This window comes from Butyrivibrio sp. INlla18, from assembly GCF_900103635.1.
In the GTDB taxonomy this organism is placed as follows: domain Bacteria; phylum Bacillota; class Clostridia; order Lachnospirales; family Lachnospiraceae; genus Butyrivibrio.
This window is the reverse complement of sequence record NZ_FMXK01000005.1, coordinates 131,459-155,548: the sequence shown is the minus strand read 5'-3', so window position 1 is coordinate 155,548 and position 24,090 is coordinate 131,459. Positions and strand designations below refer to the sequence as shown.

The following is a 24,090-nucleotide window of genomic DNA, read 5'->3' as shown; positions in this document are numbered from 1 at the left end:
TTAGATGAAGAAAGCAGGCAGAATAATTCTCATTGTCTGGGCTGTGGTGATGACTATTACAACACTTGGACTTGCAGGCCTTGAAGTAATGAGGATACTTGGAAAATCAAATCTTGGATCTAAATCTGCTACGAGCACACCGATGATGGCCCAGACAGATGATGGCGCTATGCAGGGAACAGAGCAGCGTTGGGAATCAGACTGGGTTAGATATAATGGATGTGTTTACGATTATAACGAGGACATTACTACATTCCTTATAATGGGAATCGATAAGGATGATGAGATAGTATCAAAGGTTACAGATGGACAAAATGGTGGCCAGGCGGATGCTCTTTTCCTGCTGGTACTCAATCCACATGATGAGACCATCAAGATCATCGGCATCAACAGAAACAGCATGGCTGACATAGATGTCTATGATGAATACGGTAGATATCAGACTACAGAAGTTGGACAGATCGCAATTCAGCACGCATACGGCGATGGACTTGAGCAGAGCTGTGAATATCAGGTCAAGGCTGTTTCAAATATGTTTTACCAGTTACCTATCCATGGATATGCAGCTATCAATATGAGTGCCATTCCTACTATAAATGATCAGGTAGGGGGCGTTGATGTTACAGTTCTTGAGGACCTTACCAAGTGGGACAAGTCCCTTAAGAAAGGGGCGAAGGTTCATCTTGAAGGTGACACAGCTTATTACTATGTTAAGGCCAGAGACGTTAACATATATGCTTCAAATGATGGCAGACTTGAGAGACAAAAGCAGTATCTTAATGGATTCCTCGAATCAGCAAGAAAGACTGCAGAAAATGATAGTAATGCTCCTATAGAGCTCTTTTCAGCAATAAGTGGTATGATGACTACCAATATCACAGCAGATGAGATCAGTTACCTTGCTCCTAGCATTACCACCTATAGTTTTGGTGAGGCAGATCTTATCCTTTTGGATGGTGAGACCAAGAAAAGCGGCAAGTTTGAAGAGTTTTATGTTGATCAGGATGATCTTTACGAGACAATACTTGAAGTTTTTTATGAAAAAGTTGATGGTGTGAGCTAAACAAATGCGTAGAATTGGACGATATAAAGATATAGAGAGGCTGTCTTTTAAACGGCTTTTTGCTGTTTTATTAATAGCAGCTATGCTAGTAGGATGTTCAAAAGAAGTAAAGACACCAGATTCGGAAAATGGCAAATTTGTGGATGTACACGCACTGCGTGAAAAGAACAGCGACATATTTGCCTGGATCTATGTTAAGGATACAGATATAAATTTACCGCTTTGTCAAAACGGTGATGGCGATGATTACTTTTACGCTACTCATAATGCAGACAAAGAACCGGCGACAAATGAATGTGCTTATATAGAAGCAGCTAATATGCCAGACATGTGTGACTTTAATGAGGTTGTACATGGAGTTGCACCATCGGAGCTTGAAAAGTTCCTTGATAAGGTATATTTTGATGACCACCAGTTCATTTTGGTATACATGGAAGGAAATGTTCTTGCTTATTATGTCATTGCGGCATATACTACTGAGGGCACAAGACTAGTTGAAAAATATGATTTTTCATATGCGTACGGATGCCAGCAGTTCATTGATGATATGTACTCCCAGAGGAGTATGACCAATATCATCAGACCAGGTTGGGAGCAGGGACTTAGTCCAGAACATTTTTTACTTACAATGACAGCTCCAAGCCCAAGTGATCCTAGCAAACAGATACTTGTTGTGGGATGTCTTGTAGGTGATCCTGCAGGTCAGATCGACAGAGAAATTGACTGGAGCAATCCAGAAGATGAATAAATGAAGCGTTGTTTTTAAATGTATGGAGGCAAATTATATGAAAAAGATTCTTGCGTTGATGGTTGTAGGCGTCATGATGTTTTCATCAACATTGTGCGTATGCGCTGAAGATGCAGCAGGTACAGGGACTAGTACGGACAACAATGTAGGTGGTTCTATCAGTATTTCCAAAGAAGAATGGGAAAAGATGCAGAAGAACCAGGAAGAAAACAACAAGACAATTGCTGAGCTCACCAAGCAGATCCAGTCTTTGACCAATGCTGTTAGAGCTGGTCAGAACAATAACAATAATAACAAGAGCTCATCAGGCGGTGAATCAAGACCTAGCTCAAGAGCTTCAGCTAATGAATTCTATAAGAGAAATAATGCTGTCGGCTATGGCAGCAATACCGTAGCCCAGGGCGGACACGTGGAGATAAATGGTGGTAAGAGTAACGTTACATTCGTTCTCACACCAGCTACAGGTGGACAGCTTACAGCTGCAACTACTCTTGCATCAAATGTAGGCGGTACACTTCTTAATGTGGTTACAACAAGCTCACCAGGAGCATCATTTACATCAGCAAAAGTTAATTTCTATGTTAGTGGGGTAGTTGTTGGGGATAACATAGCAGTTTACCAGATTCAGAATAATCAGTGGGTACAGTTACCAACAGCAGAGATTCGTAAAGACCACGTAGTAGTTAACATGACTAAGCACGGCACGATCGCCTTTGTAAGGGTACCTGTTCTCGCATCAGTTACAGGTTGATAAAACCTTTTACAAAGAGGAAAAATGAGAATGGCTAAAGCAAATGCAATACCTGTTTCCGAGCTTAGAGCAGGTGCAGGTAGAAAGATAATTGAGCTTAATTATCAGGAAATATATGATCATAAGCCCAATATCTATAAGTGGATAAAGAGATTATTTGACATTGTCTCTTCTAGTGTGGCACTGATTCTTTTGTCACCTGTATTTTTGGTGACTGCACTTGCCATATTCCTAGAGGATGGTGGTCCTGTATTCTTTACCCAGCAGAGAGCTGGCAAGGATATGAAGAGCTTCAAGATCTACAAGTTTAGAAGCATGTACAAGAACGCAGAGTCAATGTTTGAACGCATGCAGGCTCAGAATGAGCAGACAGGCCATGCCTTCAAGATCAAGAATGATCCACGAGTAACACATGTAGGAAGATTCATTAGAAGATTTTCTATTGATGAGCTTCCACAGTTGTTTAATATCATTAAAGGTGATATGAGCGTAGTTGGTCCTAGACCAATTCTTACTTCCCAGATGGAAGAATGTAATGCCTACGAAAAACAACGCACTATCGTTAAACCAGGTCTCACATGTTACTGGCAGGTTTGTGGCAGGTCCAAGATCAAGTGGGACAGATGGGTTGAACTTGACCTTCAATACATCCAGGATATGAGTCTTGCCAAAGATATCGAGCTCATATTCAGAACCTTCCCGGCTATCTTTGGTCAGGACGGTGCATACTGATCATAATGTAAATAGTTATAAAGCCTCGCTCTATTTTGGAGCGAGGTTTTTTAAGCATAAAATACTTTCTTGCAATAGCGTAACAGAGTGTATATAATGAGGACATGTATTTTATAAAAAAGGAGTATTACTATGAGCTGGGAAGAAAACGTAAGGAAGGTAGTTCCATATACACCAGGAGAGCAGCCAAAGATCCAGAATATCATCAAGCTTAATACAAATGAGAATCCATATCCTCCAGCACCAGCAGTGGCTGAGGCGCTTAAGAATATGGATGTTGATAAATTCAGAAAATATCCGGATCCAACATGCTCGATCTTGGTTGATGCAATTGCCAAATTTTATAATGTTTCATCAAAGAATGTGTTTGTTGGTGTTGGATCAGATGATGTGCTTGCTGATGCTTTTCTTACATTCTTTAACTCTGATAAGCCAGTATTCTTCCCTGATATTACATATTCATTTTATGATGTATGGGCAAATCTCTATAGGATTCCCTTCAAGCAGATGCCTCTTGCAGAAGACTTCACTATAAACAAAGAGGATTACTTTGCTGAGAACGGCGGAGTTGTTATTGCTAACCCTAATGCCCCTACAGGCGTAGAGCTTCCGCTTAAGGATATTGAGGAGATTGTTCAAAAGAACCGTGACGTAGTGGTTATCGTTGATGAAGCCTACATCGATTTTGGCGGTGAGTCAGCACTTCCTCTTACTGATAAGTATGATAACCTTTTGGTAGTTCAGACATTTTCTAAATCAAGGTCGATGGCAGGCATGAGAATTGGCTATGCCATAGGAAATGAGAAGCTTATTAAGTACTTGTCTGACGTCAAATACTCTATCAACTCATACACAATGAACACAACTACTCTTGAACTTGGAACGCTTGCCATTTCAGACAGATGCTACTTCGACAAGACCAGGAACATGGTCATTGACACCAGAGAAAGAGTCAAGAAAGAGTTAAAGAATCTTGGATTTGAATTTGCTGATTCAAAGACTAATTTCATTTTTGCTAAGCATCCTAAGAAGTCTGGTAAGGAAATCTTTGCTAATTTGAGAAGCCGTGGTATAATAGTGCGTCGATTTGATTTACCTAGAATTGATGAGTATCTCAGAATCTCAATTGGTACAGATGAAGAGATGGATACTCTTATCAGAGCTTTGAAGGAGATTATTTGATGTTAAAACAATATTTGATCGTATTTTTGGTTTCTATGGTGCCACTTATTGAGCTTAGAGGAGCTATTCCATACGCTATTAAAATGGAACTTCCAATTCTTCCAAGCTACATCATTGCTATCATAGGAAACATGATTCCAATGCCTTTCATTTTCTTCTTTGCAAGAAAAGTTCTTGAATGGGGAAAAGATAAGCCAGTGATCGGCAAGTTCTTTACATTCTGTCTTGAAAAGGGACACAAGGGCGGTGAGAAGCTTAAGGAGAAGGCTGGAAAAGGCCTTTACTGGGCACTTTTCTTATTCGTAGGTATCCCGGTTCCTGGTACAGGTGCTTGGACAGGAACACTTGCAGCTTCTATCCTTGATATGGATTTCAAGAAGAGCGTTAGAGCAGTTGTTTGCGGAGTAGTACTTGCAGGCGTTATAATGGGACTTGGAACTAAAATCATTTTGATCATAGGAAGTTTATTTTAATTTATGGAAGCATACACAGATTTTGCAGCTGTATATGATACATTCATGGATGAAACCCCATACGAAGTATGGGGTAATTTTGTTGTATCACTAATTGAGAAATATGGAGTGAGCAAGCCTTCTGCATCTTCAGACCAAAAAGCTGAGGACTACGATACTATAGAAGACTCAGAGGTAGCTCTTGCAGAAGAGAGAAATCTTGTGGTTGAGCTTGGCTGTGGCACCGGCTCTTTTACCCAGGAAATGGCTAAAAGAGGCTATGACATGGTGGGAATCGACTTGTCATCCGATATGCTCAATATTGCCCGCAATAAGGCAGCTCAGAACGGCCTTAACATCATGTACCTTGAGCAGGACATGAGAGAACTAGACCTTTATTGCACAGCTGGAACTATCGTAAGCGTATGTGATAGCGTCAACTACCTTCTTGAGGATGAAGACGTCATCGAGACCTTTAAGCTTGTTAATAACTTCCTGTTTCTTAAGGGAGTGTTTATCTTTGATTTCAATACTCTCCACAAGTACCGCGATGTGATCGGCGATACGACCATAGCCGAGAGCCGCGAGAACTGTAGCTTTATCTGGGAAAATTATTACCACGAAGAAGAGCACATCAACGAATACGACCTTACTATTTTTGCTATGTGTGATGAGGAAAAGGAGCTCTTTAGACGTTCGGTTGAAACTCACTACCAGCGAGGTTACACTCTCGATGAGATGAAAAACTTCGTATCAAAATCAGGCCTTGAGTTTATCACTGCCATCGATGCAGACACCCACGAAGAGCCTACCGAGGATAGCGAGAGAATCTATATTGTAGCAAGAGAAAGCGGAAAGTAAGGAACTGACTAGATGGGATATAAGATTGCAATCTGTGACGACTCAGATATAGATAGAAAGTACGTAAGTGACATGGTCTGTCATTGGGCCAAGGATAATGGCTACATGGTCCATGTTGATGAGTTCCCATCTGCGGAGAGTTTTTTATTTAAATACGAAGACGAGAATGACTATGACATCATCCTGTTAGATATAGAAATGGATGGCATGGATGGAGTGACACTTGCCAAGAAGCTTAGGAGAGTCAACGAGAACATTCAGATAGTCTTTATTACCGGATATTCTGACTATATTGCGGAAGGGTATGAAGTAGCAGCTCTTCACTATCTCATGAAGCCTGTAAAAGAGGATAAGCTGTTATCTGTATTGAGCAGAGCATCTGAAAAGCTCCAAAAGAATGAGAAAGTATTGAATTATGAAGTAAATGGTGAAATGGTACGTGTTCCTATATATCAGATTAAATATGTTGAGGTATATGGAAACTACGTTACCATCCATGCTCAGCAAGAGTTAACAGTCAAGATGACACTTGGTGAAGTTGAAAAGCAGCTTGATGATAGATTTTATCGAGTTGGACGTTCGGCAATCGTTAATCTGACTCAGATCAGCCGTGTGACCAAAAGTGATATCAAGTTAAGTGATGGAACATTGATTCATCTACCCAGAGGCGCATATGATGGAGTTAACCGTGCTATAATCAACATGGGGTAAGAGAATGGGATTCTTTTCAAAGAAAATTGATAAACAGATTGCTACCTATCAACATGAACTGATTGAGACACACTACAGAGAAGTTGATAATATGTATCGCCAAATACGTGGCTGGAGGCATGACTATCGCAACCATATCCAGACAATGAAAGCATATGCAGCTGCTGGAGACTGGGAAGCAATCAGCAAATATTTGGATCTTCTTGACGAAGACCTTACTACTGTTGATACAGTTATCAAGACTGGCAATGCCATGACAGATGCAATCCTTAATTCTAAGATATCTTTAGCAAAATCTAAGGGAATAAAGGTAATTGCTGATGCGCATATTCCGGTTAAGCTTAATATGTCTGAGATAGATCTTTGCTGTATAATTGGTAATCTTTTTGATAATGCTATAGAGGCAAGTGTGAAGCTACCTGAAGAAGACAGACTTATACGTGTCTATATGGATATGAAGAATACTCAATTATACATTTCTTTTACGAATTTCACTGCGGAAAAGAAGCTCACTAAAAGAGGAAATCTATTTAGTACTACCAAGGGCGAAGGCCACGGATTTGGACTTGTTCGTATTGACACTATTGTGGAACGCCTTGATGGCTATATAAGTAGAAATAGTGAAGATGGAGCTTTTACTACGGAAATACTCCTGCCACAGGTATAAAGCAATTCATCACCTGAGAATAACAATTCGTCCCCAGAGAAATCCGGGGACTTTTTTTGTGGCATGATATGTGGGAGAGGAGACAAACAGCTATGAATAATAAAGAAAAACCTAAATATAATACTCTCCAAAATGTTTGGTGGATGTTAAAGGTGGCTTGGAAAGCTGGCAAAAGAGCTATTTTCTTTTGCATTATTTCTGCAGCATTGGAAGTGGCTTATAATCTGGCACAGTTGTATATTGCACCAAAAGTTCTTTTACGCATCGAACAGAGAGCTTCAATTGGAGCATTATTGTCCACAATAGGACTCTTTACAGCAGCTATTTTTATACTTCGTGGACTGATGCATTATTTCACTCAGAATTCGCTATTTCCAAGAGTAGACGTTCGATCAGCTATAATTAGCAAGGTCACGCTCAAGAGTAATATGACTTCGTATTCAAATACTCTTAAAGAAGATTTTCAAAAGCTTAGAGATAAGGCATATCAGGCTACAAATGATAATGAACAGGCAACAGAAGAAATCTGGCAGACCTTGACTGAGCTTCTAACAAATATTGGCGGACTCATAATATATCTGTCTATTTTATCTAAAATTGATCCTGTGATCTTGCTTGTGATAATTGTTACATGTCTTGCAGGCTTTGTGGTATCCAGATATACAAACAACTGGCGCTATGCACATAGAGATGAAGAAGAAAAGTATTATCTGAAGAAGTCATATATCAGAAGAAAAGCAGAGTCTGTAGAGCTTGCAAAAGACATCCGAATATTTGGACTTCAGAACTGGCTTAACGACTTACTTGATAAAGTTCATGACGCATACCTTGCTTATGCTTTCCGATGCGAAAAAGCTGAAGTGCTTGCAGAAGTTGTGGAAGCAGTTCTTACTATGGCAAGAAATGGAATTGCCTATTTCTATCTTATCAAGATGACTTTGAATGAGGGACTTAGCGTCTCAGAGTTTGTTTTATATTTTGCGGCAGTTACAACCTTTACCACATGGGTAATGGGAGTACTAAAGGATCTTAGTAAGCTGCATAAACATGGTATGGATATATCACGACTACGTGAATATCTGGATTACCCAGAACCATTCAAATTTGAAGATGGTTTAAAGATACCTGAATATAAAGAATTTGAACTTCAGTTATCAGGTGTGTCTTATAGATATCCAGGTGCAAGTGAGGACACTATACATGATGTTAATCTCACGATTAAGCCAGGTGAAAAGCTGGCAATCGTAGGCCTTAATGGGGCTGGTAAAACAACTCTTGTAAAGCTTTTGTGTGGACTGCTTGATCCTACAGAGGGATGTGTACTTCTAAATGGAAGAGATATACGAGACTTCAATCGAAGAGAATACTACAGGCTATTTAGCGCTGTGTTCCAGGATTTTTCTATAGTTGATGTAACAGTAGCTGAAGAGATTGCCCAAACTAAAGAGAATATTGATTATGAGAAGATAAAAAAATGCATTGATCTTGCAGGACTAACTTCTAACATAGAAAAACTTCCAAAGGGGCTAGAGACGCATATTGGAAGAGATGTTTATTTGGATGGTGTTCTTTTTTCTGGGGGAGAGACACAGCGTTTGATGCTGGCTAGAGCTCTTTATAAAGATGGCCCAATATTACTTCTTGATGAGCCTACAGCTGCACTTGATCCTATAGCAGAAAATGATATGTACATGAAATATGGTGAAATGTCAGAAGGAAAGACTTCACTATTTATTTCTCACAGGCTTGCTTCAACAAGATTTTGTGATCGTATCATCTTTGTGGCAGATGGAGGAATCAAAGAAGAGGGTACTCATGAGAGCCTTATGAACCTTGGCGGTGAATATGCCCAGCTCTTTGAAGTACAAAGCCGTTATTATCAAGAAGGAAAGGAGTTCTAATATGAAGAAAAAAGTAGATTTTAGACATGCCATAGCAATGAATCTTCGCGGTGTCAGAGAACTCCATAGAGTGCAAAAGAGCTATTTCCCCCTTTTGACAGTAAAGTGCATTTTTGAAGCAGTATCGCCGTATATAACAGTTTTTTTCTCAGCTCAGATATTAAAGGAATTAGCTGGACTTAGAAGAGAAGAAGTGTTATGGAATTGGGTAATTGCAGGAACTATCTGCACTTGCGTATTAGCAGTCATGAATGCCTTTTTGAAGCAAAGACATGAAACGCTATTAAATGACTTATGGGGAAGAAAAGAAATTCTTTTTATTCACAAGATGTTTTCTTTGGATTTCTCTGAACTTGATAAACAGGAAAATCATGACCTGAGGGCGCAGATCAAACAAAATGAGAACTGGGCGAGTTGGGGACTTATGAGATCCCAAAGAGCTTATGAACGTTTTGTTACGGGAATGATAGGTATGATAAGTGGAATTACGCTCACTGTAACACTTTTTACTTCTCCTGTTCCAAAGACAGCTGGACGGCTGGTAATTTTGAATAATCCTATATTTATATTGATTTTTGCTGCTGTTATGGTGGGAATTAGTGTCTTTTCGGGAAAGCTTTCTGGTATAGCACAAAAGTCTTGGAGTAATTATGCTGATTTTGCAACTCTTGGGAATCGCTTATTTTGGCACTTTGGATTCATAGGACTTGATAAAAAGCGCAGTGTAGATATACGAATGAATGATCAGCAAGGCTTAGTTGCAGCCTATTGGGATGGAAATTCTGTTTTCGGAGTGGATGGCCCTTTGGGAAAGATGTTTATGGGGAAAATGGGCATCTGTTCTAGCATGGGAGTATGTATGACAGTGCTTATTACTGGTTTTGTCTATGTATTTACATGCTTAAAAGCGTGGGCTGGAGCCTTTGACGTAGGAAGTGTAACTCAGTATGTTGGAGCAGCTACTGCGATGATAGGAAACATCTTTGCGTTCACAGAACTTATCTCTCTTATGGAGACGAATACAAGCTATTTGGACAAAACCTTTGAATTCCTCGATATTCCAAATGCCATGTATCAGGGCTCTCTTACTACAGAAAAGCGTAGTGATAGGAATTATGAGATTGAGTTTAAAGATGTATCATTCAAATATCCAGGATCAGATGTTTGGTCTCTAAGACACGTAAATATGAAATTTAAGGTTGGACAGAGACTTGCGATCGTTGGAGAGAATGGAAGCGGAAAGACTACATTCATAAAGCTATTGTGTCGTTTATATGATCCTCAGGAAGGACAGATACTTTTAAATGGTATTGATATCAGAAAATACAAATATGATGATTACATGGATATCTTCTCTATTGTATTTCAGGATTTCCAGCTTCTTTGTCAGCCAATAGGAGCAAATGTAGCTGGTAACGCGGATTATGATAGAGATAGAGCGTATAAAGCATTAGTAGATGCTGGATTTGGCGAGAGGCTTGAAAGTCTAGAAAAGGGACTAGATACCATGATATATAAGGACCTTTCTGATGATGGAATCGATGTTTCTGGCGGAGAAGCCCAAAAGATTGCAATAGCAAGAGCATTATATAAAGACGCTCCATTCATCATCCTTGATGAACCAACAGCTGCTCTTGATCCTATAGCAGAAGCTGAGATTTACAGCAAGTTCGATGATATCTCTGGTGATAAAACAGCAATCTATATTTCTCATAGATTGTCATCATGTAAGTTCTGCGACGAGATAGCTGTATTTGGTGAAGGACAGGTTATCCAAAAGGGAACACACGAGAAACTCCTTGAAGATCATGCTGGAAAGTACTACGAACTCTGGAATGCCCAGGCACAGTATTATGTAGAACAAGAATAATGAATATCAAAAAGACCGCCATATGGCGGTCTTTTGCTTATAAAAAAGAAGTATTAAATTTCAATTTCTCCATCAAATACTGTTGTAGCAGGACCTTCCATGATTACAGAGGAGGAAGGATTCTTGTCCCAGCTGCACTTGATGTCGCCGCCAAGGACGTGGATTGTTATAGAGGTGTCTGTGTGGCCGTTTAAGATGCAGGCAACAGCTGTTGCGCAGCAACCTGTACCGCAGGCAAGAGTTTCGCCTGTTCCGCGTTCCCAGACTCTCATATGAACATTGTTTTTATCATCAATAGTAACGAACTCAGTATTTACACGTCTTGGGAAATACTCATGATTTTCAAACTGTGGGCCGATCTTTTCAATATCAAAGGTAGCAAGATCCATTCCCTCAGGAAGGAAGACTACTGCATGCGGATTACCCATTGATACGCAGGTCATATGCCACTGTTTTCCATCAACTGTAATTGGAACATCTACTGCAAGGTGACCATATTTATCTTTAAGTTCTTGGTACTTGTCAGAAGAAGTAAGCTTTTCTTCTGGAACACTTACAGGAACAGTCTCGGCATCAAGGATAGGAGCACCCATATCAACTTTAACGCTCTCAACCTTATTGTCAGAGCCAACTGTCAGGTCAATATATTTCTTTTTACCAGCACTCACGATAGTAAGCTTCTTCTTGTCAGTAAGCCCCTTATCATATACATATTTAGCAACGCATCTGATACCATTGCCGCACATCTCAGACCTTGATCCATCAGCGTTGTACATTTCCATCTCAAAATCTATATCATCATCTTCAACAGGATTTATAAAGATAAGTCCATCTGAACCAATTCCAAAATGCCTGTCAGACACCTTTATGGCAAGATCAGATTTCTTTTCCTGAGAAATCTTTTCACTCCCACCATCAACATATACATAATCATTTCCACAGCCCTGCATCTTAGTAAACTTCATACGCATTCTCCTCTATATAATGATAAGTTGTATATTCATACAAAACCATTTCGTTTACATAAATCAAACACACCAATTAGCATGTATATTGCTATACTATCTGTTCCAGAATAAAAATACAAGAAATTTGTATACAATGATACAAATTTGTTATATCATATTCTCTAGTTTATTATAGTCACGCAATTAGATGTTATAAAATTGTTTTTAATTGCATGTCTATTGGATTAATTGCTAAGTTAGTTGATGGTCTTATGTGATTTGGATGCTTTGAAAAACGTCGGTACTTGCTGGTGTTTTTTACCAGCTTAGTACCGCTACGTTTTTCGCAGAGCGAAAGCGTCATCCAAACGCATAAGACCACAACTAACTATCACTTATCGGGAGGCCAATATATGTTCAGACCAAATGAGGATTATTTGAAGTTACCAGGAAGTTATTTGTTTAGCACTATTGCTAAGAAAGTTAATGCTTATCAAGAGGCTAATCCAGATAAAAAGATCATCCGCCTCGGAATTGGTGATGTTACTCAGCCACTTTGCCCAGCTGTTATCGATGCACTTCATAAAGCAGTAGATGAGCAGGCAAGCGAGAGTACTTTCAGAGGCTATGCTCCAGACCTTGGCTATGAGTTCCTTAGACACGCCATGGCAGAGAATGACTTTAGAGCTAGAGGTTGCGATATCGCTGATGATGAGATCTTTATCTCTGATGGAGCTAAGAGCGACTCAGCCAACATTCAGGAGATCTTTGCAAAAGACTCTAAGATAGCAGTTTGCGATCCAGTTTACCCAGTATACGTAGATTCAAACGTTATGGCTGGTAGATGTGGAGATTATGATAAAGAAAGTGGAATCTGGAGTAACGTTATCTATATGCCATGTACAGCTGAAAATAACTTTGCACCTGAACTTCCAAAGGAAACACCAGACCTTATCTATCTGTGCTTCCCAAATAACCCAACAGGTGAGGCTATCACAAAGGATCAGCTTCAGGTATGGGTTGACTATGCTAATAAGGTTGGAGCAGTTATCATATTTGATGCGGCTTATGAAGCATATATTTCACAGGATAATATTCCTCACTCTATCTTTGAGTGCGAAGGAGCTAGAACCTGCGCTATAGAGCTTAGGTCTTTTTCTAAGAATGCTGGATTTACTGGTCTTCGTCTCGGCGCTACCATCATTCCTCATGATCTTAAGGTTAAGTTTAATGGTGAGGAAGTGGAGATGCACAGACTCTGGGCTAGAAGACATGGAACCAAGTACAACGGAGCTCCATATGTAGTACAGAGAGCAGGAGAGGCTTGCTACTCAGCTGAAGGTAAGGCTCAGATAAAAGATATGGTTAGTAAGTATATGAAGAATGCTACTTATATCTACAATGGACTTAAGGATGCAGGCTACGAAGTGTACGGTGGCAAGAATTCACCATATGTATGGCTTCATACACCAAACAACATGACAAGCTGGGAGTTCTTTGACCACCTTCTTGAAAATGCAAATGTTGTAGGTACTCCTGGATCAGGCTTTGGACCAAGTGGAGAGCATTACTTCAGACTTACAGCTTTCGGAAGCTATGAGAACAGCGTAGAAGCATTAGAGAGAATTAAGAGACTATAATGTATGAATAGATAAGAAAAGAGGCTCAATTGAGCCTCTTTTTGTGTCATTGATTTTTAGGTGGCTAAGAGAATAGCTTTTTTGTTCCTTCGATGAACTTAACATTGGAATTCATTAGTTTAATTAAATGGCTAAGGCCCATTCCTTTCGAGTAATTTGAAGAATGTACCATTCCTAAAAAGCTGTTTCTAGCATCTATCATAATAGAATTAACGGAATCATTATAACTTTTATCAAAATAGTTATAACTCGGATCATAATCCTGAATATGAGCTTTTGAAAATTGAGGTTCAGGTAACCCCATTCTTCTGAAATAGCTATCTATTTCACCACGCATTCCACTTGTTGAAAACTGCTTATTTGATTGTAGACACGTAATATAACCTTGCAAATCTGAAAGAAAACGATTATATGCTTTATTTAAACCATCAAGATCTTTTTCAAGAGAAATATGTTCTTTCCCACTGAGTTTATAATTAGCTTCACGGTCTCCATCTTTATGAGCGTCAACTATATTTAAATAAAGCGTTTCATAAGTCTCCATTATACTTTTCATGACATCATTAATATCTTCTTCTCGATTTTCATTTTTTCTAATTGACTCATATTTTTCTGAACATAGATGTCGCATAGTCATATAGTGTTCAAATTCAACTTCGTTAGTGTTTTCTACTGTCCAAAGAACTTCTTTTGAAGTATCTATATCAGGCATTAGTTTTTGAGCGCTTTTTCGTAATTCATCTAGACCTTCATTAGAAATATTCAGTTCAACATCTTTACTAGCTTGGGGCTTTTGTACTTGATTAGTATGTGGTGCGCTTAACTTGTTCTCAAATAAATTTATGTCTTTGTTGAATGATGATGCAATTTTCATTGATTGCCTCCTACCACTGTTCTGGCTCTTTACCATTGTAATAAGGATAGTAGTATTTTGTGTTTTTGCTATAAGGACGGAAAAATTTCATATTATCAGAGCTTGCAGCTATGTCATACAGATAATTGATATGATAGATATCTACTAATTTACCTGTATTTGGATCTATGAAAACAGTTGCAAAATTTAAATCTTGCCAGAATTTGTAGTCTTTATAAGCTCCAGTACAAATGCAATGAATGTGATAAAATCTTACGGGTAGAGTTGAATAAATTGATAAATCAAGAAGATTTCCCGTAACACCAGTTCCTTTGGTACCCCACATATACTCTACAGTATCTGGCATATCCATTCCTAAGTATACGGATTTTTCAGCATCATCTGTGAATTGATCCTGAAATATTTTGGCTTTTATTACAGAATCATTCGTCATTGAAATATCATATTCTCGTCGTCCAGTAGAATCAGAAGCAGAACCTTTAAATGAGTAGCTTACATCAATTGGATGGCTATTTACATACATATTTCCACCTGTACTATCGCATTGAAATACGATGTTGGCTGCATCATTCACCATAAAATAGAAAGCTTTAGAATTGTCTGCTACGTTAGCTATTTTATTTGTGGTAATCGTATAGGTATCAGAACTACTGTACTTACCTGTTGAACTAAAAATGTAGATGCAATATGTTCCTGGTGTGAATTCGTATATAGGATCCACATTAGAAATATGATAAGCATGGGAAGTAGAATCTAAACTTGCAATGTTTGCTTCATAATCGAGAGTGTCCATTGGTATAGATATTATAGCAGAAGAATCTACTGAAAATACGTAATAGTCTATATCATATGGAGAATCAATCTTGCCACTAATAGTTTCATTTAGACCTATCGATGATGCGTTATCAACTGCATCATTTATTTCATTTTGTGTATCATCTGTTGAGTAAAATGCAAATGCATATTGCCCTGAGCCAGCATATGCACTTACAGCGAAATAATAGATTCCTGAATTAAGTATTCCTTTGTATTGTTCGTGTATGCCGTTTCCTTCAGTGGCGCTACCTCCGATCAGTGATAACTGATAAGATTCTTGGTCAAGCGCAAATAGGTAAAGATCAGCATCTACATCAGATACACTTTGTAGCTCTATTGTGACTTTGCTGTCCTGGTCAAGTATGAAAGCGTACCATCTCATTTCATTTGTTTGTCCGAGATTCCCTTGAAAAACATTTTCGTTGGAAACTACGTAGGCTCCGTTTGGGTCTGTGTTATCAGGCTCGTTTGCCTCCGCTGTTTCTGAAAATAGTGAAAAGCCCTGAGTTTGTAAAGAAAGATCGAAACTATCTATGCTACATGAGTGACTGCTAGTATCTGATGTTTCAGATGATTCGATTTGCTCTATTTCAGGATAGGCTTCATCGATGGTAGTAGCAGTGCTTTCTGTAGCAGAAACATTTAAAGTGTTTGCATCTGATAGCACGATAAAACATGTTGTAACAACTGATAAAAATACCCCAATATATCTTTTTGCTTTCATCATACCCTCCTTTTGATGATGAGAAAAACTAAAAACCCCTACAAACGATATATCGTCATATTTGTCTGAAAATTTAATAATTAATCAGAAAATAATGAATTTTTTCAAAAAAAAGCCTCATTAAGAAAAACTTAATGAGGTTTTGAGAATATATTTATTTACCTGTATAGTAGAACTCATCTGGTGGAAGGCTTCCGCCAACTGACTTTGGATCTTGTTTGTATAGAACTTCTAGGTATCCTTCAAGGGGTTTCCTTAGCTCTTTTCCGTGGATACAGCAGACGTTACAGTTGCCAATTGCGATAAGGGCTATAGGCTCCTTGGCGATGATGCCTTGCTGAACTACAAGACCAGCCGTGCCCTCCAGATCTTCTGATACTTTCTTGGTGCTTGCTTCATGATCTTTGATAAAGGCGTTTACCAGCTCTTTGTGGTTTTCTAAGAAGTCTTTTCTGACAACCGTCACACCTGTGACCATGCGGCAGTCAGTGTTTACCTTGTTCCATTCATCATCTAGAGAAAAAGCTATCTTAAGCTCTTGGTTTTGAGTAAGAGCAGCAGTAACAAAGGGCTGAGGAAGTATTGCGACCCCACTTGGGTCTTCTGCTAGAAAAGCTGCAACTTCTGTAGCTTCTGACTTAAATTCAAGAGTGCAATCAGTTACGCCGTTTTGGGATAACAAGTATCTTATGGTGTATTCAGGAGTTGAGCCCTGGCCAGTTGTGTAGACTGTCTTACCTGATAGATCAGAAATGGACTTTATAGATTCATCTCCTGATACGCAGTAGAGAACTCCGAGAGTGTTGATATCTATTACAGCGACGCCGCCTTCAACTTTGTTATTCATGACTGCAGCTACGTTTGCAGGTACAAGGCCTATGTCTATATCGCCGGCTGCCATAGCTGCCATGATGTCTGAACCTTGTGTGTACATTGTGAATTCATAGGAGTGCTCACATTCTTCTCTAGAAGCCTCATCCATGAGATTTACAAGACCAATTGTTGTGGGACCTTTTAGTGATGCTACCCGGATCGTGGTATTGTCAAATGTAGCCGAAGAGTTCTTTTGACAACCTATCAAAAGAAGCAAAGATAAGAGTAACAAGATACATTTCAAGCCTAAAGAACTAGTCTTTTTCATATTTATTCCCCCATGGTGATATAGATTTTTGATGTCGCTTTTTAGTACGATATTTCATCACCACTTACTATTTTATGCGGTTTACATATCTTTGCAAATATATTAAAATGTTCTTTATTATTAAATTCATTTGAGAAACAGAGGTAGTAATTATGGCATTATTAAAAAAGTGGCGTGATATGGCATATTCTGAGACTGCAGATAAGGGAAGTCTTCAGAAATTATGGACAGAATATTTCCAGAAAGAGCGTGATATCTACGCAGTTCTTTTAAAGAATCCTGATGAAGTTGTAAAGGGAACAGTTAAGGAGCTCGCTGACAAGTACGGCGTTGATCTTATGACTATGGTTGGTTTCCTTGATGGAATCAACGACAGCTTGAAAGAGCAGAACCCTATTGATGATATGGAAGAGGATACAGAGGTTAACCTTGGCTTTGACAAGGAGCTTCTTTACAAGAACATGGTAAATGCTGGTGCTGACTGGCTTTACAACCTTCCTGAATGGGAAGCAATCTTTGATGAGGACAAGAGAAAGGCCCTTTACAAAGAGGAGAAGGCTTCTCACACAATCAGAAAAGAAGAGAAGGTTTATCCTAACGATCCATGTCCATGCGGAAGTGGCAAAAAGTACAAGAAGTGCCACGGCAAAAATAAGTGATAATTTTGAGCCATTAAACATAGCTCTTAATTAAAATATTATATTAGAAAGAGGCTGCTCCCGGTTGGGGTAGCACGAAAGGAAAAACAAATGAATAAAGAAGAGTATTTAGAAGTATATCGTCACTCACTGGCACATGTTCTCGCCAAGGCTGTTATCGAGCTTTATGGCAAGGAAGTTCAGTATGCAATCGGACCTCAGATCGACGATGGTTGCTACTATGATTTTGTACTTCCTAAGGCTGTAACTCAGGATGACTTCAAGACTATTGAAGACAAGATGCGCGAGATCATCAAGAGAAAAGAGAACTGGACACGTAAAGAGGTTTCAAAGTCGGAAGCACTTGAAATGTTCAAGGATCAGAAGTTCAAGACTGAACTTATCAATGATCTTCCAGAGGGAGAGACAATTACAGTTTATTATACAGGCGATGATTATGTAGATCTTTGCCGCGGACCTCACGTTGAGAACTCACAGGAACTCATGAATGCAGCTTATCAGATCAAGGCTGCATCTGGAGCATACTGGAGAGGCGACGAGAAGAGAGATCAGCTTTCTAGAATTTATCTTTATGCTTTCCCAAGCAAGGATGAGCTCAAGAAGCACATCAAGCTTATTCAGGAAGCATTAGAGCGCGATCACAAGAAGATTGGTGCTGAGCTTGATCTTTTCATGTTCGATGAAACTGCACCTGGTATGCCATACTGGCTTCCAAGAGGATGGAAGATGTACCAGGCACTTCTTAAGTATTCAAGAGAAGTTCAGGAGAGACACGGCTACACAGAGATAGCTGCTCCTTTAGTAAATAACAAGAAGCTATGGCTTATCAGTGGACACTGGGCTCACTATGTAAACAATATGTTCATGGTACCAGGTGTTTCAGGATGGCTTAAGGCTGACGCTGAGATTCCAGGCGTACTTGAGAATATCAACGAGCCTACAGAAGAGCCACAGAACATTAAGATTCAGGCTGGTTCTGTAATCTATAATCGTGAGCAGAACGACACAATGGCAGCTAAGCCTATGAACTGTCCTAATGCCATGATGACATATAAGAGAACAAACCACTCTTATAAAGAGCTTCCTATCCGTTACAGTGAGTACGATGTACTTCACCGTAAGGAGAAGTCAGGACAGATGAATGGTCTTTTCCGTGTTCAGGAATTCCGTCAGGACGATGACCATACATTCGTAATGGAATCACAGATCAAGGATGAGATTGCAGATGTAATCGCAATCGCAGATGAGATCTACTCAACATTCGGTGTTACATACAGAGCTGAGTTCTCAACAAGACCAGATGACTTCATGGGAGACATCGAGGTTTGGAACAGAGCTGAGGCTGCTCTTAAGGAAATCCTTGACGAGAAGTACGGCGAGGGTGGATATGAGATCAACGAAGGTGATGGTGCGTTCTACGGACCAAAGATCGACCTTCAGATCAAGGATGCTCTTGGAAGAGAATGGCAGTGCGGTACTGTACAGCTTGACTTCCAGCTTCCTCATAACTTTGGCCTTACATACCAGGCTCAGGACGGAACAATGCAGATGCCTGTAGTTATCCACAGAGCTATCTACGGTTCACTTGAGAGATTCATCGGTATCATCATCGAGAACTTCAAGGGTGTATTCCCATTCTGGCTCAGCCCATATCAGGTAGGTATCGTTCCTATCAGAGTAGAGCACAATGAGTATGCCAAGAAGGTAGAAGATGCTCTTATCAAGGCTGGTATTCGTGTTGAGGCTGACTACTCAGACAACAACATGAAAGAGAAGATCAAGAAGTTCAAGAACTACAAGGATCCATACATTCTTGTAATCGGTGACAAGGAAGCTGCAGAAGGAACTGTATCAATCAATGTACGTGGTTCTAACAAGCAGATCCAGAACGTTCCTCTTGATGCACTTGTAGCAATGTGCAAGAAGATGAACGAAGAGCGTCCACTTGAGCTCATTGATTCATACGAAGCTTAATAGACATTAAATAAACAGTAAGACTATTGATAGGCACAGCAACGAAAAGCTGTGCCTATTTACGAGGAAAAGATGAAAGAAAAAGTCAAAGGTAACATAGATAAGATAATAGGCATGGCGCTGTTCATATTGGCATGCTTTTTTCTTGTGCGCTCATTTTTCCTATCTATGTCCACAGACATATGGTATGACGAGCTCTTTTCAATGAGATTTGCAAACTCATCTGTAGCTGAGCTTGTGAGCCGCACAGCAAGAGATGTCCATCCGCCTCTTTACTACCTGATACTTAAGGGCTTTCTTGTGTTCTTTGGTAAGGGCACAGGAGTTCCACTTGAGATAATCGCCAAGCTGGTATCTATAGTGCCTCTTATTCTTTTATTTATCTATTCCATGACTGTTATCAGAAAGCACTTCGGGCTACTTACAGCGGGGCTCTTTAGCTTCATGGTAGTTAGTATGCCAGCTCTTCCTGAGTACACAACAGAAATCAGAATGTATACCTGGGCGCTGTTTTTTGTGACAGCAGCTCTTTTGCATGGATTTAATCTCATGAGAGATATGCTAGAAGGCAAGGCTAAGTGGGACATAGGAAACGGCTTTGCATTGTGGCTTTACGGAACGGCAGCTGCTTACACTCACTACTATGCAGCAATTTCTGTAGGCATTATTTATGGCATCATTTTCATTTGGATGCTGGTTACATATCTTAAAAACATGAAGGACCCTGATCACAAGGGTAAACTTGGGGCTAAAGCCTTTGCAATGCTGATCATTTGTGGAAATCTCACGGTAGTTTCATATATTCCATGGATATCAGCTCTTTTATCACAGGTCAAGCAGGTAAGCGGCAACTACTGGATACAGCCTGTGGGACTTAGATCCTTTGGAAGCGGCATCAAATATCTATTTAGCGGATATTTTAGTAATTCTAAGGTGACGGTAGTCCTTGCAGTTATCATGTTCCTTTTTGTGGCAGCGCTATTTGTCCTTTCATTTATGAAGTTTATCAAGGGAAAAGAGATAGAAAGCTGCGAGCAGTTCTTTGCATTTCTAGTGCTTCCAGTACTTGTAGTCTTTGGAATCGTGGTATCGATCCTTTTAAGACCTGTGTTTGCTAACAGGTACATGATACCGGCCCTTGGATGCTTTTATCTGGCTGTGGCCATTGGCATAGGGGAATATTTTAAGAATTCTGCCAAAAAAGTGTTAAAGATATCCTATTGTCTCTTTACAGTCATAGTTGTTATAGTTGGGTGTGTAGATTTTAAGGCCTTTATCGGCAATGAAAAGTACAGACAAGTAAATATGGACAAGACCCTGGAGTTTTTTGCAAGCCTTGATCCGGACACTGTTATCATCAGCAACTTTGACCATGTGCAGGGACTACTTGATTACTATCTCAACAGCGGTGCATCTTCCGAGGATCAGTATGGAATATACCTTTACTACGCAGAACCAGAAACTTTGGTAAAAGAAATGGGAACTGGCCTCTACACTATTGAGGATTCCATAGATATTGAGAATTATCTTTTATCAGGTAAAAAAGTTCTTTTCCTTGGAAGCTTTAATAGCAGAGAAGTACTGCTTGAAGAATGGTATAATGATTATGGTATCACATCAGAAAATCTTGGAAGTTATCTGATGGAGAGATACTGGTTCGACGTATTTGAACTAAGCTTGTGATTTAGGAGTGTTTATGAAAAAGGCTAAGATTGTAGCAGGATGCGTTATGACATTTGCCCTTGTACTGGTAGCAGCGCTATCTAGCTCAAAAGTTGCAAATGCTATGGTAGAAGAGGATTTAAAAGAAGCGCATCATTGCTCATTTGTAATACCTACCGATTTTGTTCCAGGAGAGGAAAAAGACCTCTTTTTAAACAGGAATTATCCTATGGAATCATCAATGATCGCCTATAATGTCCTGTACAACGGCAACGATATTGTGCTGACCAATAGGGAAAAAGAAGAGCATCCAGAGGCTATTGCTGAGGCGGTTGTTGATAACACAGAAAAGCTTACCAAAGATAAGTATTTAGAGATAATGTCACAGTCTTATAACAAGGCGTATGGTGAGGATGTGGGATTATCCGTTACTTCTTTTGAAAATGTTGAGATTGATGGCTTTCCAGGATATAAGGTAGTATCAGAATATCAGAAATCTGGAGAAGAAAAGATTCATCAGACTGTTGTAATTGTTCTTTCAAAGTACAGAACATTTACCATAACATATCAGCGAGCAGAAGATGATGACTGCGAAGCTTTATTTGAAAAGAGCATTGCCACTATTCACGTAAAATAATACACTACAAATTGGCTCTTTAAGGAATATGTCATACAGGTGCAAATTCCTTTTTAGGAGCCTTTTTTAGGCAATTATCTACGAACTGGTGAGTTCTATATATATCCTGACTGTCAGGGTGATTATAGGCGTTGTCAAAGCATTCCAGCATATGATCAATCTTGGCATCGTCGCACTTGCCTCTGCAGGCTTCATATCTGTCACGAATTTCCATAGGCATTCTGCCTTGGCAGAAGTATGAACCCAGGAAGGTGTTGCTGTCAGGAAGCCAGACTTTGGTATTTTGCTCGATCCTTTTGTAATAATCATCGGTGTTGCCAAGGCCACAAGTGCCAAAGAAAGCAACATTTGATTCTTTGATAGAGGAAATCAGGTCGATGATCTCAAGAGAGCAGGAACCGCGGTTGATCCAGAAGCCGATAAAGTAGTTTTCGGCAAAAAGAGTACCATTCCATGAGCGAATATTGACGATATCTTTAGTGCCCATGGAATCAGGAAGATAATAGTATATCTCCTCTGCAAGGAGTTTTGTGTTTCCAGTCTCACTGGAATACGCCACGAGATTAGTGATCATTTATCACCTCCGACACTCTAATTGTAGGTAGATACTGGATTTAATGCAATGAAATGCCGATAAAGAAGTATAAAAAGTTGATTAAAACAATTTATGTCAATATAATTAATTAGTATTTTTATGTAGTGCTTGGAGGAATGTTATGCAGATTATCGTTGTGGGCTGCGGAAATGTAGGACAGACAATAACACAGCAGCTTAGCAAAGAGGGACATGATATCACTGTTATAGAAGAAAAGAGCAGTGTAGTTCAGAATGTAGTTAATAGCTACGATGTAATGGGATTAGTTGGAAATGGTGCCAGTTACTCCATGATGAAGGATGCTGGAATTGAAACCGCTGATCTTATGATCGCCGTTACTAATTCTGACGAGCTCAATCTTTTGTGCTGCCTTATAGCCAAAAAAGCTGGTAATTGCCACACTATTGCCAGAGTTCGTAATCCTATCTACAAGAAAGAGATCAACTTCATCAAAGAAGAACTTGGCCTTTCTATGGTCATCAACCCAGAAGAGGCAGCAGCAAATGAGGCTGAGAGACTTCTCAAATTCCCTTCTGCCACAAAGGTTGAGACTTTCTTTAGAGGTAAGGCAGAGCTTGTAAAACTAGTAATTGATGAGGATTCAAAGCTTTGTGACAAGGCTCTTAGAGATATTCCTCCTGAACTAAAAAAACAGGTCGTAATTACTGCAGTTTCCAGAGGAAGTGAAGTTTATATTCCTGACGGTAACTTTATCCTGCGCGCAGGCGATGAGATCACTATCATCGGAGAAAGTCGCAATACAATGCACTTCTTTAGAAAACTTGGTCTTCCAACAGCCAAGGTTCATTCAACAATCATTGTTGGTGGTGGAGAGACCAGCTACTATCTTGCAGGTCATCTTCTTTCCCTTGGTATCAAGGTTACTATCTTTGAAAGAGATGCAGCTAGATGCAAGGAGCTTTCAGAACTTCTTCCTCAGGCACTTATCATTAACGGTGATGGTACCGACAAGGATATGCTCATGGAAGAGGGCGTTACAAGCGTAGAGTCTTTTGTTGCTCTTACAAACCTTGATGAGGAAAATATCATGCTCTCTATGTACGTTAAGAGCATCAACCCTAAAGCTAAGCTTATTACCAAGGTTCATAGAGTTAACTATGGCGATATCATTGGTTCTCTTGGAATTGGAAGTATCATCTATCCAAAGAACATTACAGCAGATAGAATTGTTCAGTTTGTTCGTGGCAGATCAGCTTCTCAGGACGGTAATATTGAAGCTCTCTACAGACTCAACGATGAGAAGGTTGAGGCACTTGAATTCATCGTTAGCAAGGACAGCCCAGTTATCGGTATTCCTCTTGCACAGATGAAGCTCAAGAAGGGCATTCTGATCGCTGCTATAAATCACTATGGTGAACTTATATCTCCTACTGGAGAAAGCGTTATCAGAGAAAGAGATTCTGTAATCGTTGTAACAACTAATACAGGATTAAAAGATATAAGCGATATACTGGAGAACTAA

22 protein-coding genes are annotated in these 24,090 nt (G+C 39.5%); 17 read left to right on the top strand and 5 right to left on the bottom strand.

Annotated features, from left to right (window positions below):
- Window positions 1–4: 4 nt before the first annotated feature.
- The 11 genes from BLS24_RS03510 (at window position 5) to BLS24_RS03460 (ending at window position 10,938) form a co-directional block, all read left to right on the top strand.
- Entirely contained in the window at window positions 5–1,063 is a 1,059-nt protein-coding gene (locus BLS24_RS03510) for an LCP family protein (protein WP_091756195.1), read from the top strand.
- A 4-nt stretch (window positions 1,064–1,067) separates the two neighbouring features.
- The gene (locus BLS24_RS03505; RefSeq protein ID WP_091756193.1) at window positions 1,068–1,811 is read left to right on the top strand and encodes a class B sortase; all 744 of its coding nucleotides are present in this window, start codon (window positions 1,068–1,070) and stop codon (window positions 1,809–1,811) included.
- A gap of 37 nt (window positions 1,812–1,848) precedes the next feature.
- On the top strand, window positions 1,849–2,562 hold the full coding sequence (locus tag BLS24_RS03500) for a hypothetical protein (protein ID WP_091756191.1): 714 nt from the start codon (window positions 1,849–1,851) through the stop codon (window positions 2,560–2,562).
- Window positions 2,563–2,592: 30 nt separating this feature from the next.
- Window positions 2,593–3,294, top strand: a complete 702-nt coding sequence (locus BLS24_RS03495; RefSeq protein ID WP_091756387.1) for a sugar transferase — start codon at window positions 2,593–2,595, stop codon at window positions 3,292–3,294.
- A gap of 132 nt (window positions 3,295–3,426) precedes the next feature.
- A complete protein-coding gene (gene hisC / locus BLS24_RS03490) occupies window positions 3,427–4,476 on the top strand; it encodes a histidinol-phosphate transaminase (protein WP_091756189.1) in 1,050 nt (349 codons plus the stop codon).
- Window positions 4,476–4,949, top strand: coding sequence for a COG2426 family protein (locus tag BLS24_RS03485; protein WP_091756187.1), 474 nt, complete (start codon window positions 4,476–4,478; stop codon window positions 4,947–4,949). The genes hisC and BLS24_RS03485 overlap by 1 nt, the downstream gene beginning before the upstream one ends.
- 3 nt (window positions 4,950–4,952) lie before the next feature.
- Entirely contained in the window at window positions 4,953–5,789 is an 837-nt protein-coding gene (locus BLS24_RS03480) for a class I SAM-dependent DNA methyltransferase (RefSeq protein ID WP_091756185.1), read from the top strand.
- A 12-nt stretch (window positions 5,790–5,801) separates the two neighbouring features.
- Window positions 5,802–6,500, top strand: a complete 699-nt coding sequence (locus BLS24_RS03475) for a LytR/AlgR family response regulator transcription factor (RefSeq protein ID WP_091756183.1) — start codon at window positions 5,802–5,804, stop codon at window positions 6,498–6,500.
- 4 nt (window positions 6,501–6,504) lie between these two features.
- On the top strand, window positions 6,505–7,167 hold the full coding sequence (locus BLS24_RS03470) for a sensor histidine kinase (RefSeq protein ID WP_091756181.1): 663 nt from the start codon (window positions 6,505–6,507) through the stop codon (window positions 7,165–7,167).
- Window positions 7,168–7,259: 92 nt separating this feature from the next.
- Window positions 7,260–9,068: an ABC transporter ATP-binding protein gene (locus BLS24_RS03465; protein ID WP_091756179.1), complete on the top strand. Its 1,809-nt coding sequence runs from the start codon at window positions 7,260–7,262 to the stop codon at window positions 9,066–9,068.
- A 1-nt stretch (window position 9,069) separates the two neighbouring features.
- Window positions 9,070–10,938, top strand: a complete 1,869-nt coding sequence (locus BLS24_RS03460; RefSeq protein ID WP_242872221.1) for an ABC transporter ATP-binding protein — start codon at window positions 9,070–9,072, stop codon at window positions 10,936–10,938.
- A gap of 53 nt (window positions 10,939–10,991) precedes the next feature.
- Here BLS24_RS03460 and dapF read toward each other — a convergent pair whose 3' ends face one another.
- A complete protein-coding gene (gene dapF, locus BLS24_RS03455; RefSeq protein ID WP_091756175.1) occupies window positions 10,992–11,903 on the bottom strand; it encodes a diaminopimelate epimerase in 912 nt (303 codons plus the stop codon).
- A gap of 395 nt (window positions 11,904–12,298) precedes the next feature.
- Between dapF and BLS24_RS03450 the strand changes: the two genes are divergently transcribed.
- Complete coding sequence (locus BLS24_RS03450; RefSeq protein ID WP_091756173.1) at window positions 12,299–13,525, top strand: LL-diaminopimelate aminotransferase; 1,227 nt, start codon at window positions 12,299–12,301, stop codon at window positions 13,523–13,525.
- Window positions 13,526–13,589: 64 nt separating this feature from the next.
- On the opposite strand, the gene BLS24_RS03445 is transcribed toward BLS24_RS03450, so the two are convergent.
- The 3 genes from BLS24_RS03445 to BLS24_RS03435 form a co-directional block, all read right to left on the bottom strand.
- On the bottom strand, window positions 13,590–14,399 hold the full coding sequence (locus tag BLS24_RS03445) for a hypothetical protein (protein ID WP_091756171.1): 810 nt from the start codon (window positions 14,397–14,399) through the stop codon (window positions 13,590–13,592).
- A 10-nt stretch (window positions 14,400–14,409) separates the two neighbouring features.
- Window positions 14,410–15,942, bottom strand: a complete 1,533-nt coding sequence (locus tag BLS24_RS03440) for a hypothetical protein (protein WP_176764317.1) — start codon at window positions 15,940–15,942, stop codon at window positions 14,410–14,412.
- A 151-nt stretch (window positions 15,943–16,093) separates the two neighbouring features.
- Window positions 16,094–17,080 carry an ABC transporter substrate-binding protein gene (locus BLS24_RS03435; protein ID WP_091756167.1) on the bottom strand — a complete coding sequence of 329 codons (987 nt, stop codon included), beginning with the start codon at window positions 17,078–17,080 and terminating at the stop codon, window positions 16,094–16,096.
- A 152-nt stretch (window positions 17,081–17,232) separates the two neighbouring features.
- On the opposite strand from BLS24_RS03435, the gene BLS24_RS03430 reads away from it, so the two are divergent.
- From BLS24_RS03430 to BLS24_RS03415, 4 genes are all read left to right on the top strand, one after another.
- Window positions 17,233–17,739, top strand: a complete 507-nt coding sequence (locus tag BLS24_RS03430) for an SEC-C metal-binding domain-containing protein (protein ID WP_071176796.1) — start codon at window positions 17,233–17,235, stop codon at window positions 17,737–17,739.
- A gap of 90 nt (window positions 17,740–17,829) precedes the next feature.
- Window positions 17,830–19,713, top strand: coding sequence for a threonine--tRNA ligase (locus BLS24_RS03425; protein ID WP_091756165.1), 1,884 nt, complete (start codon window positions 17,830–17,832; stop codon window positions 19,711–19,713).
- Window positions 19,714–19,785: 72 nt separating this feature from the next.
- The gene (locus BLS24_RS03420) at window positions 19,786–21,396 is read left to right on the top strand and encodes a hypothetical protein (RefSeq protein ID WP_091756163.1); all 1,611 of its coding nucleotides are present in this window, start codon (window positions 19,786–19,788) and stop codon (window positions 21,394–21,396) included.
- A gap of 13 nt (window positions 21,397–21,409) precedes the next feature.
- Window positions 21,410–22,012: a DcrB/PsbP domain-containing protein gene (locus tag BLS24_RS03415; protein WP_091756161.1), complete on the top strand. Its 603-nt coding sequence runs from the start codon at window positions 21,410–21,412 to the stop codon at window positions 22,010–22,012.
- 31 nt (window positions 22,013–22,043) lie between these two features.
- On the opposite strand, the gene bilS is transcribed toward BLS24_RS03415, so the two are convergent.
- Window positions 22,044–22,586, bottom strand: coding sequence for a flavodoxin family protein BilS (bilS, locus tag BLS24_RS03410; RefSeq protein WP_091756159.1), 543 nt, complete (start codon window positions 22,584–22,586; stop codon window positions 22,044–22,046).
- Window positions 22,587–22,728: 142 nt separating this feature from the next.
- Between bilS and trkA the strand changes: the two genes are divergently transcribed.
- Window positions 22,729–24,090: a Trk system potassium transporter TrkA gene (gene trkA / locus BLS24_RS03405; RefSeq protein ID WP_091756157.1), complete on the top strand. Its 1,362-nt coding sequence runs from the start codon at window positions 22,729–22,731 to the stop codon at window positions 24,088–24,090.

Excerpts from the sequence above, each read along its gene's own strand:
- BLS24_RS03415 (WP_091756161.1), top strand. The coding sequence starts at position 21,410 with ATGAAAAAGGCTAAGATTGTAGCAGGATGCGTTATGACATTTGCCCTT.
- BLS24_RS03510 (WP_091756195.1), top strand. The coding sequence starts at position 5 with ATGAAGAAAGCAGGCAGAATAATTCTCATTGTCTGGGCTGTGGTGATG.
- BLS24_RS03505 (WP_091756193.1), top strand. The coding sequence starts at position 1,068 with ATGCGTAGAATTGGACGATATAAAGATATAGAGAGGCTGTCTTTTAAA.
- BLS24_RS03440 (WP_176764317.1), bottom strand. The coding sequence starts at position 15,942 with ATGATGAAAGCAAAAAGATATATTGGGGTATTTTTATCAGTTGTTACA.
- BLS24_RS03470 (WP_091756181.1), top strand. The coding sequence starts at position 6,505 with ATGGGATTCTTTTCAAAGAAAATTGATAAACAGATTGCTACCTATCAA.
- BLS24_RS03460 (WP_242872221.1), top strand. The coding sequence starts at position 9,070 with ATGAAGAAAAAAGTAGATTTTAGACATGCCATAGCAATGAATCTTCGC.
- BLS24_RS03420 (WP_091756163.1), top strand. The coding sequence starts at position 19,786 with ATGAAAGAAAAAGTCAAAGGTAACATAGATAAGATAATAGGCATGGCG.
- BLS24_RS03430 (WP_071176796.1), top strand. The coding sequence starts at position 17,233 with ATGGCATTATTAAAAAAGTGGCGTGATATGGCATATTCTGAGACTGCA.
- trkA (WP_091756157.1), top strand. The coding sequence starts at position 22,729 with ATGCAGATTATCGTTGTGGGCTGCGGAAATGTAGGACAGACAATAACA.
- BLS24_RS03465 (WP_091756179.1), top strand. The coding sequence starts at position 7,260 with ATGAATAATAAAGAAAAACCTAAATATAATACTCTCCAAAATGTTTGG.
- BLS24_RS03435 (WP_091756167.1), bottom strand. The coding sequence starts at position 17,080 with ATGAAAAAGACTAGTTCTTTAGGCTTGAAATGTATCTTGTTACTCTTA.
- BLS24_RS03425 (WP_091756165.1), top strand. The coding sequence starts at position 17,830 with ATGAATAAAGAAGAGTATTTAGAAGTATATCGTCACTCACTGGCACAT.
- BLS24_RS03485 (WP_091756187.1), top strand. The coding sequence starts at position 4,476 with ATGTTAAAACAATATTTGATCGTATTTTTGGTTTCTATGGTGCCACTT.
- BLS24_RS03450 (WP_091756173.1), top strand. The coding sequence starts at position 12,299 with ATGTTCAGACCAAATGAGGATTATTTGAAGTTACCAGGAAGTTATTTG.
- BLS24_RS03495 (WP_091756387.1), top strand. The coding sequence starts at position 2,593 with ATGGCTAAAGCAAATGCAATACCTGTTTCCGAGCTTAGAGCAGGTGCA.
- BLS24_RS03500 (WP_091756191.1), top strand. The coding sequence starts at position 1,849 with ATGAAAAAGATTCTTGCGTTGATGGTTGTAGGCGTCATGATGTTTTCA.
- hisC (WP_091756189.1), top strand. The coding sequence starts at position 3,427 with ATGAGCTGGGAAGAAAACGTAAGGAAGGTAGTTCCATATACACCAGGA.
- BLS24_RS03475 (WP_091756183.1), top strand. The coding sequence starts at position 5,802 with ATGGGATATAAGATTGCAATCTGTGACGACTCAGATATAGATAGAAAG.
- BLS24_RS03480 (WP_091756185.1), top strand. The coding sequence starts at position 4,953 with ATGGAAGCATACACAGATTTTGCAGCTGTATATGATACATTCATGGAT.
- BLS24_RS03445 (WP_091756171.1), bottom strand. The coding sequence starts at position 14,399 with ATGAAAATTGCATCATCATTCAACAAAGACATAAATTTATTTGAGAAC.
- dapF (WP_091756175.1), bottom strand. The coding sequence starts at position 11,903 with ATGAAGTTTACTAAGATGCAGGGCTGTGGAAATGATTATGTATATGTT.
- bilS (WP_091756159.1), bottom strand. The coding sequence starts at position 22,586 with ATGATCACTAATCTCGTGGCGTATTCCAGTGAGACTGGAAACACAAAA.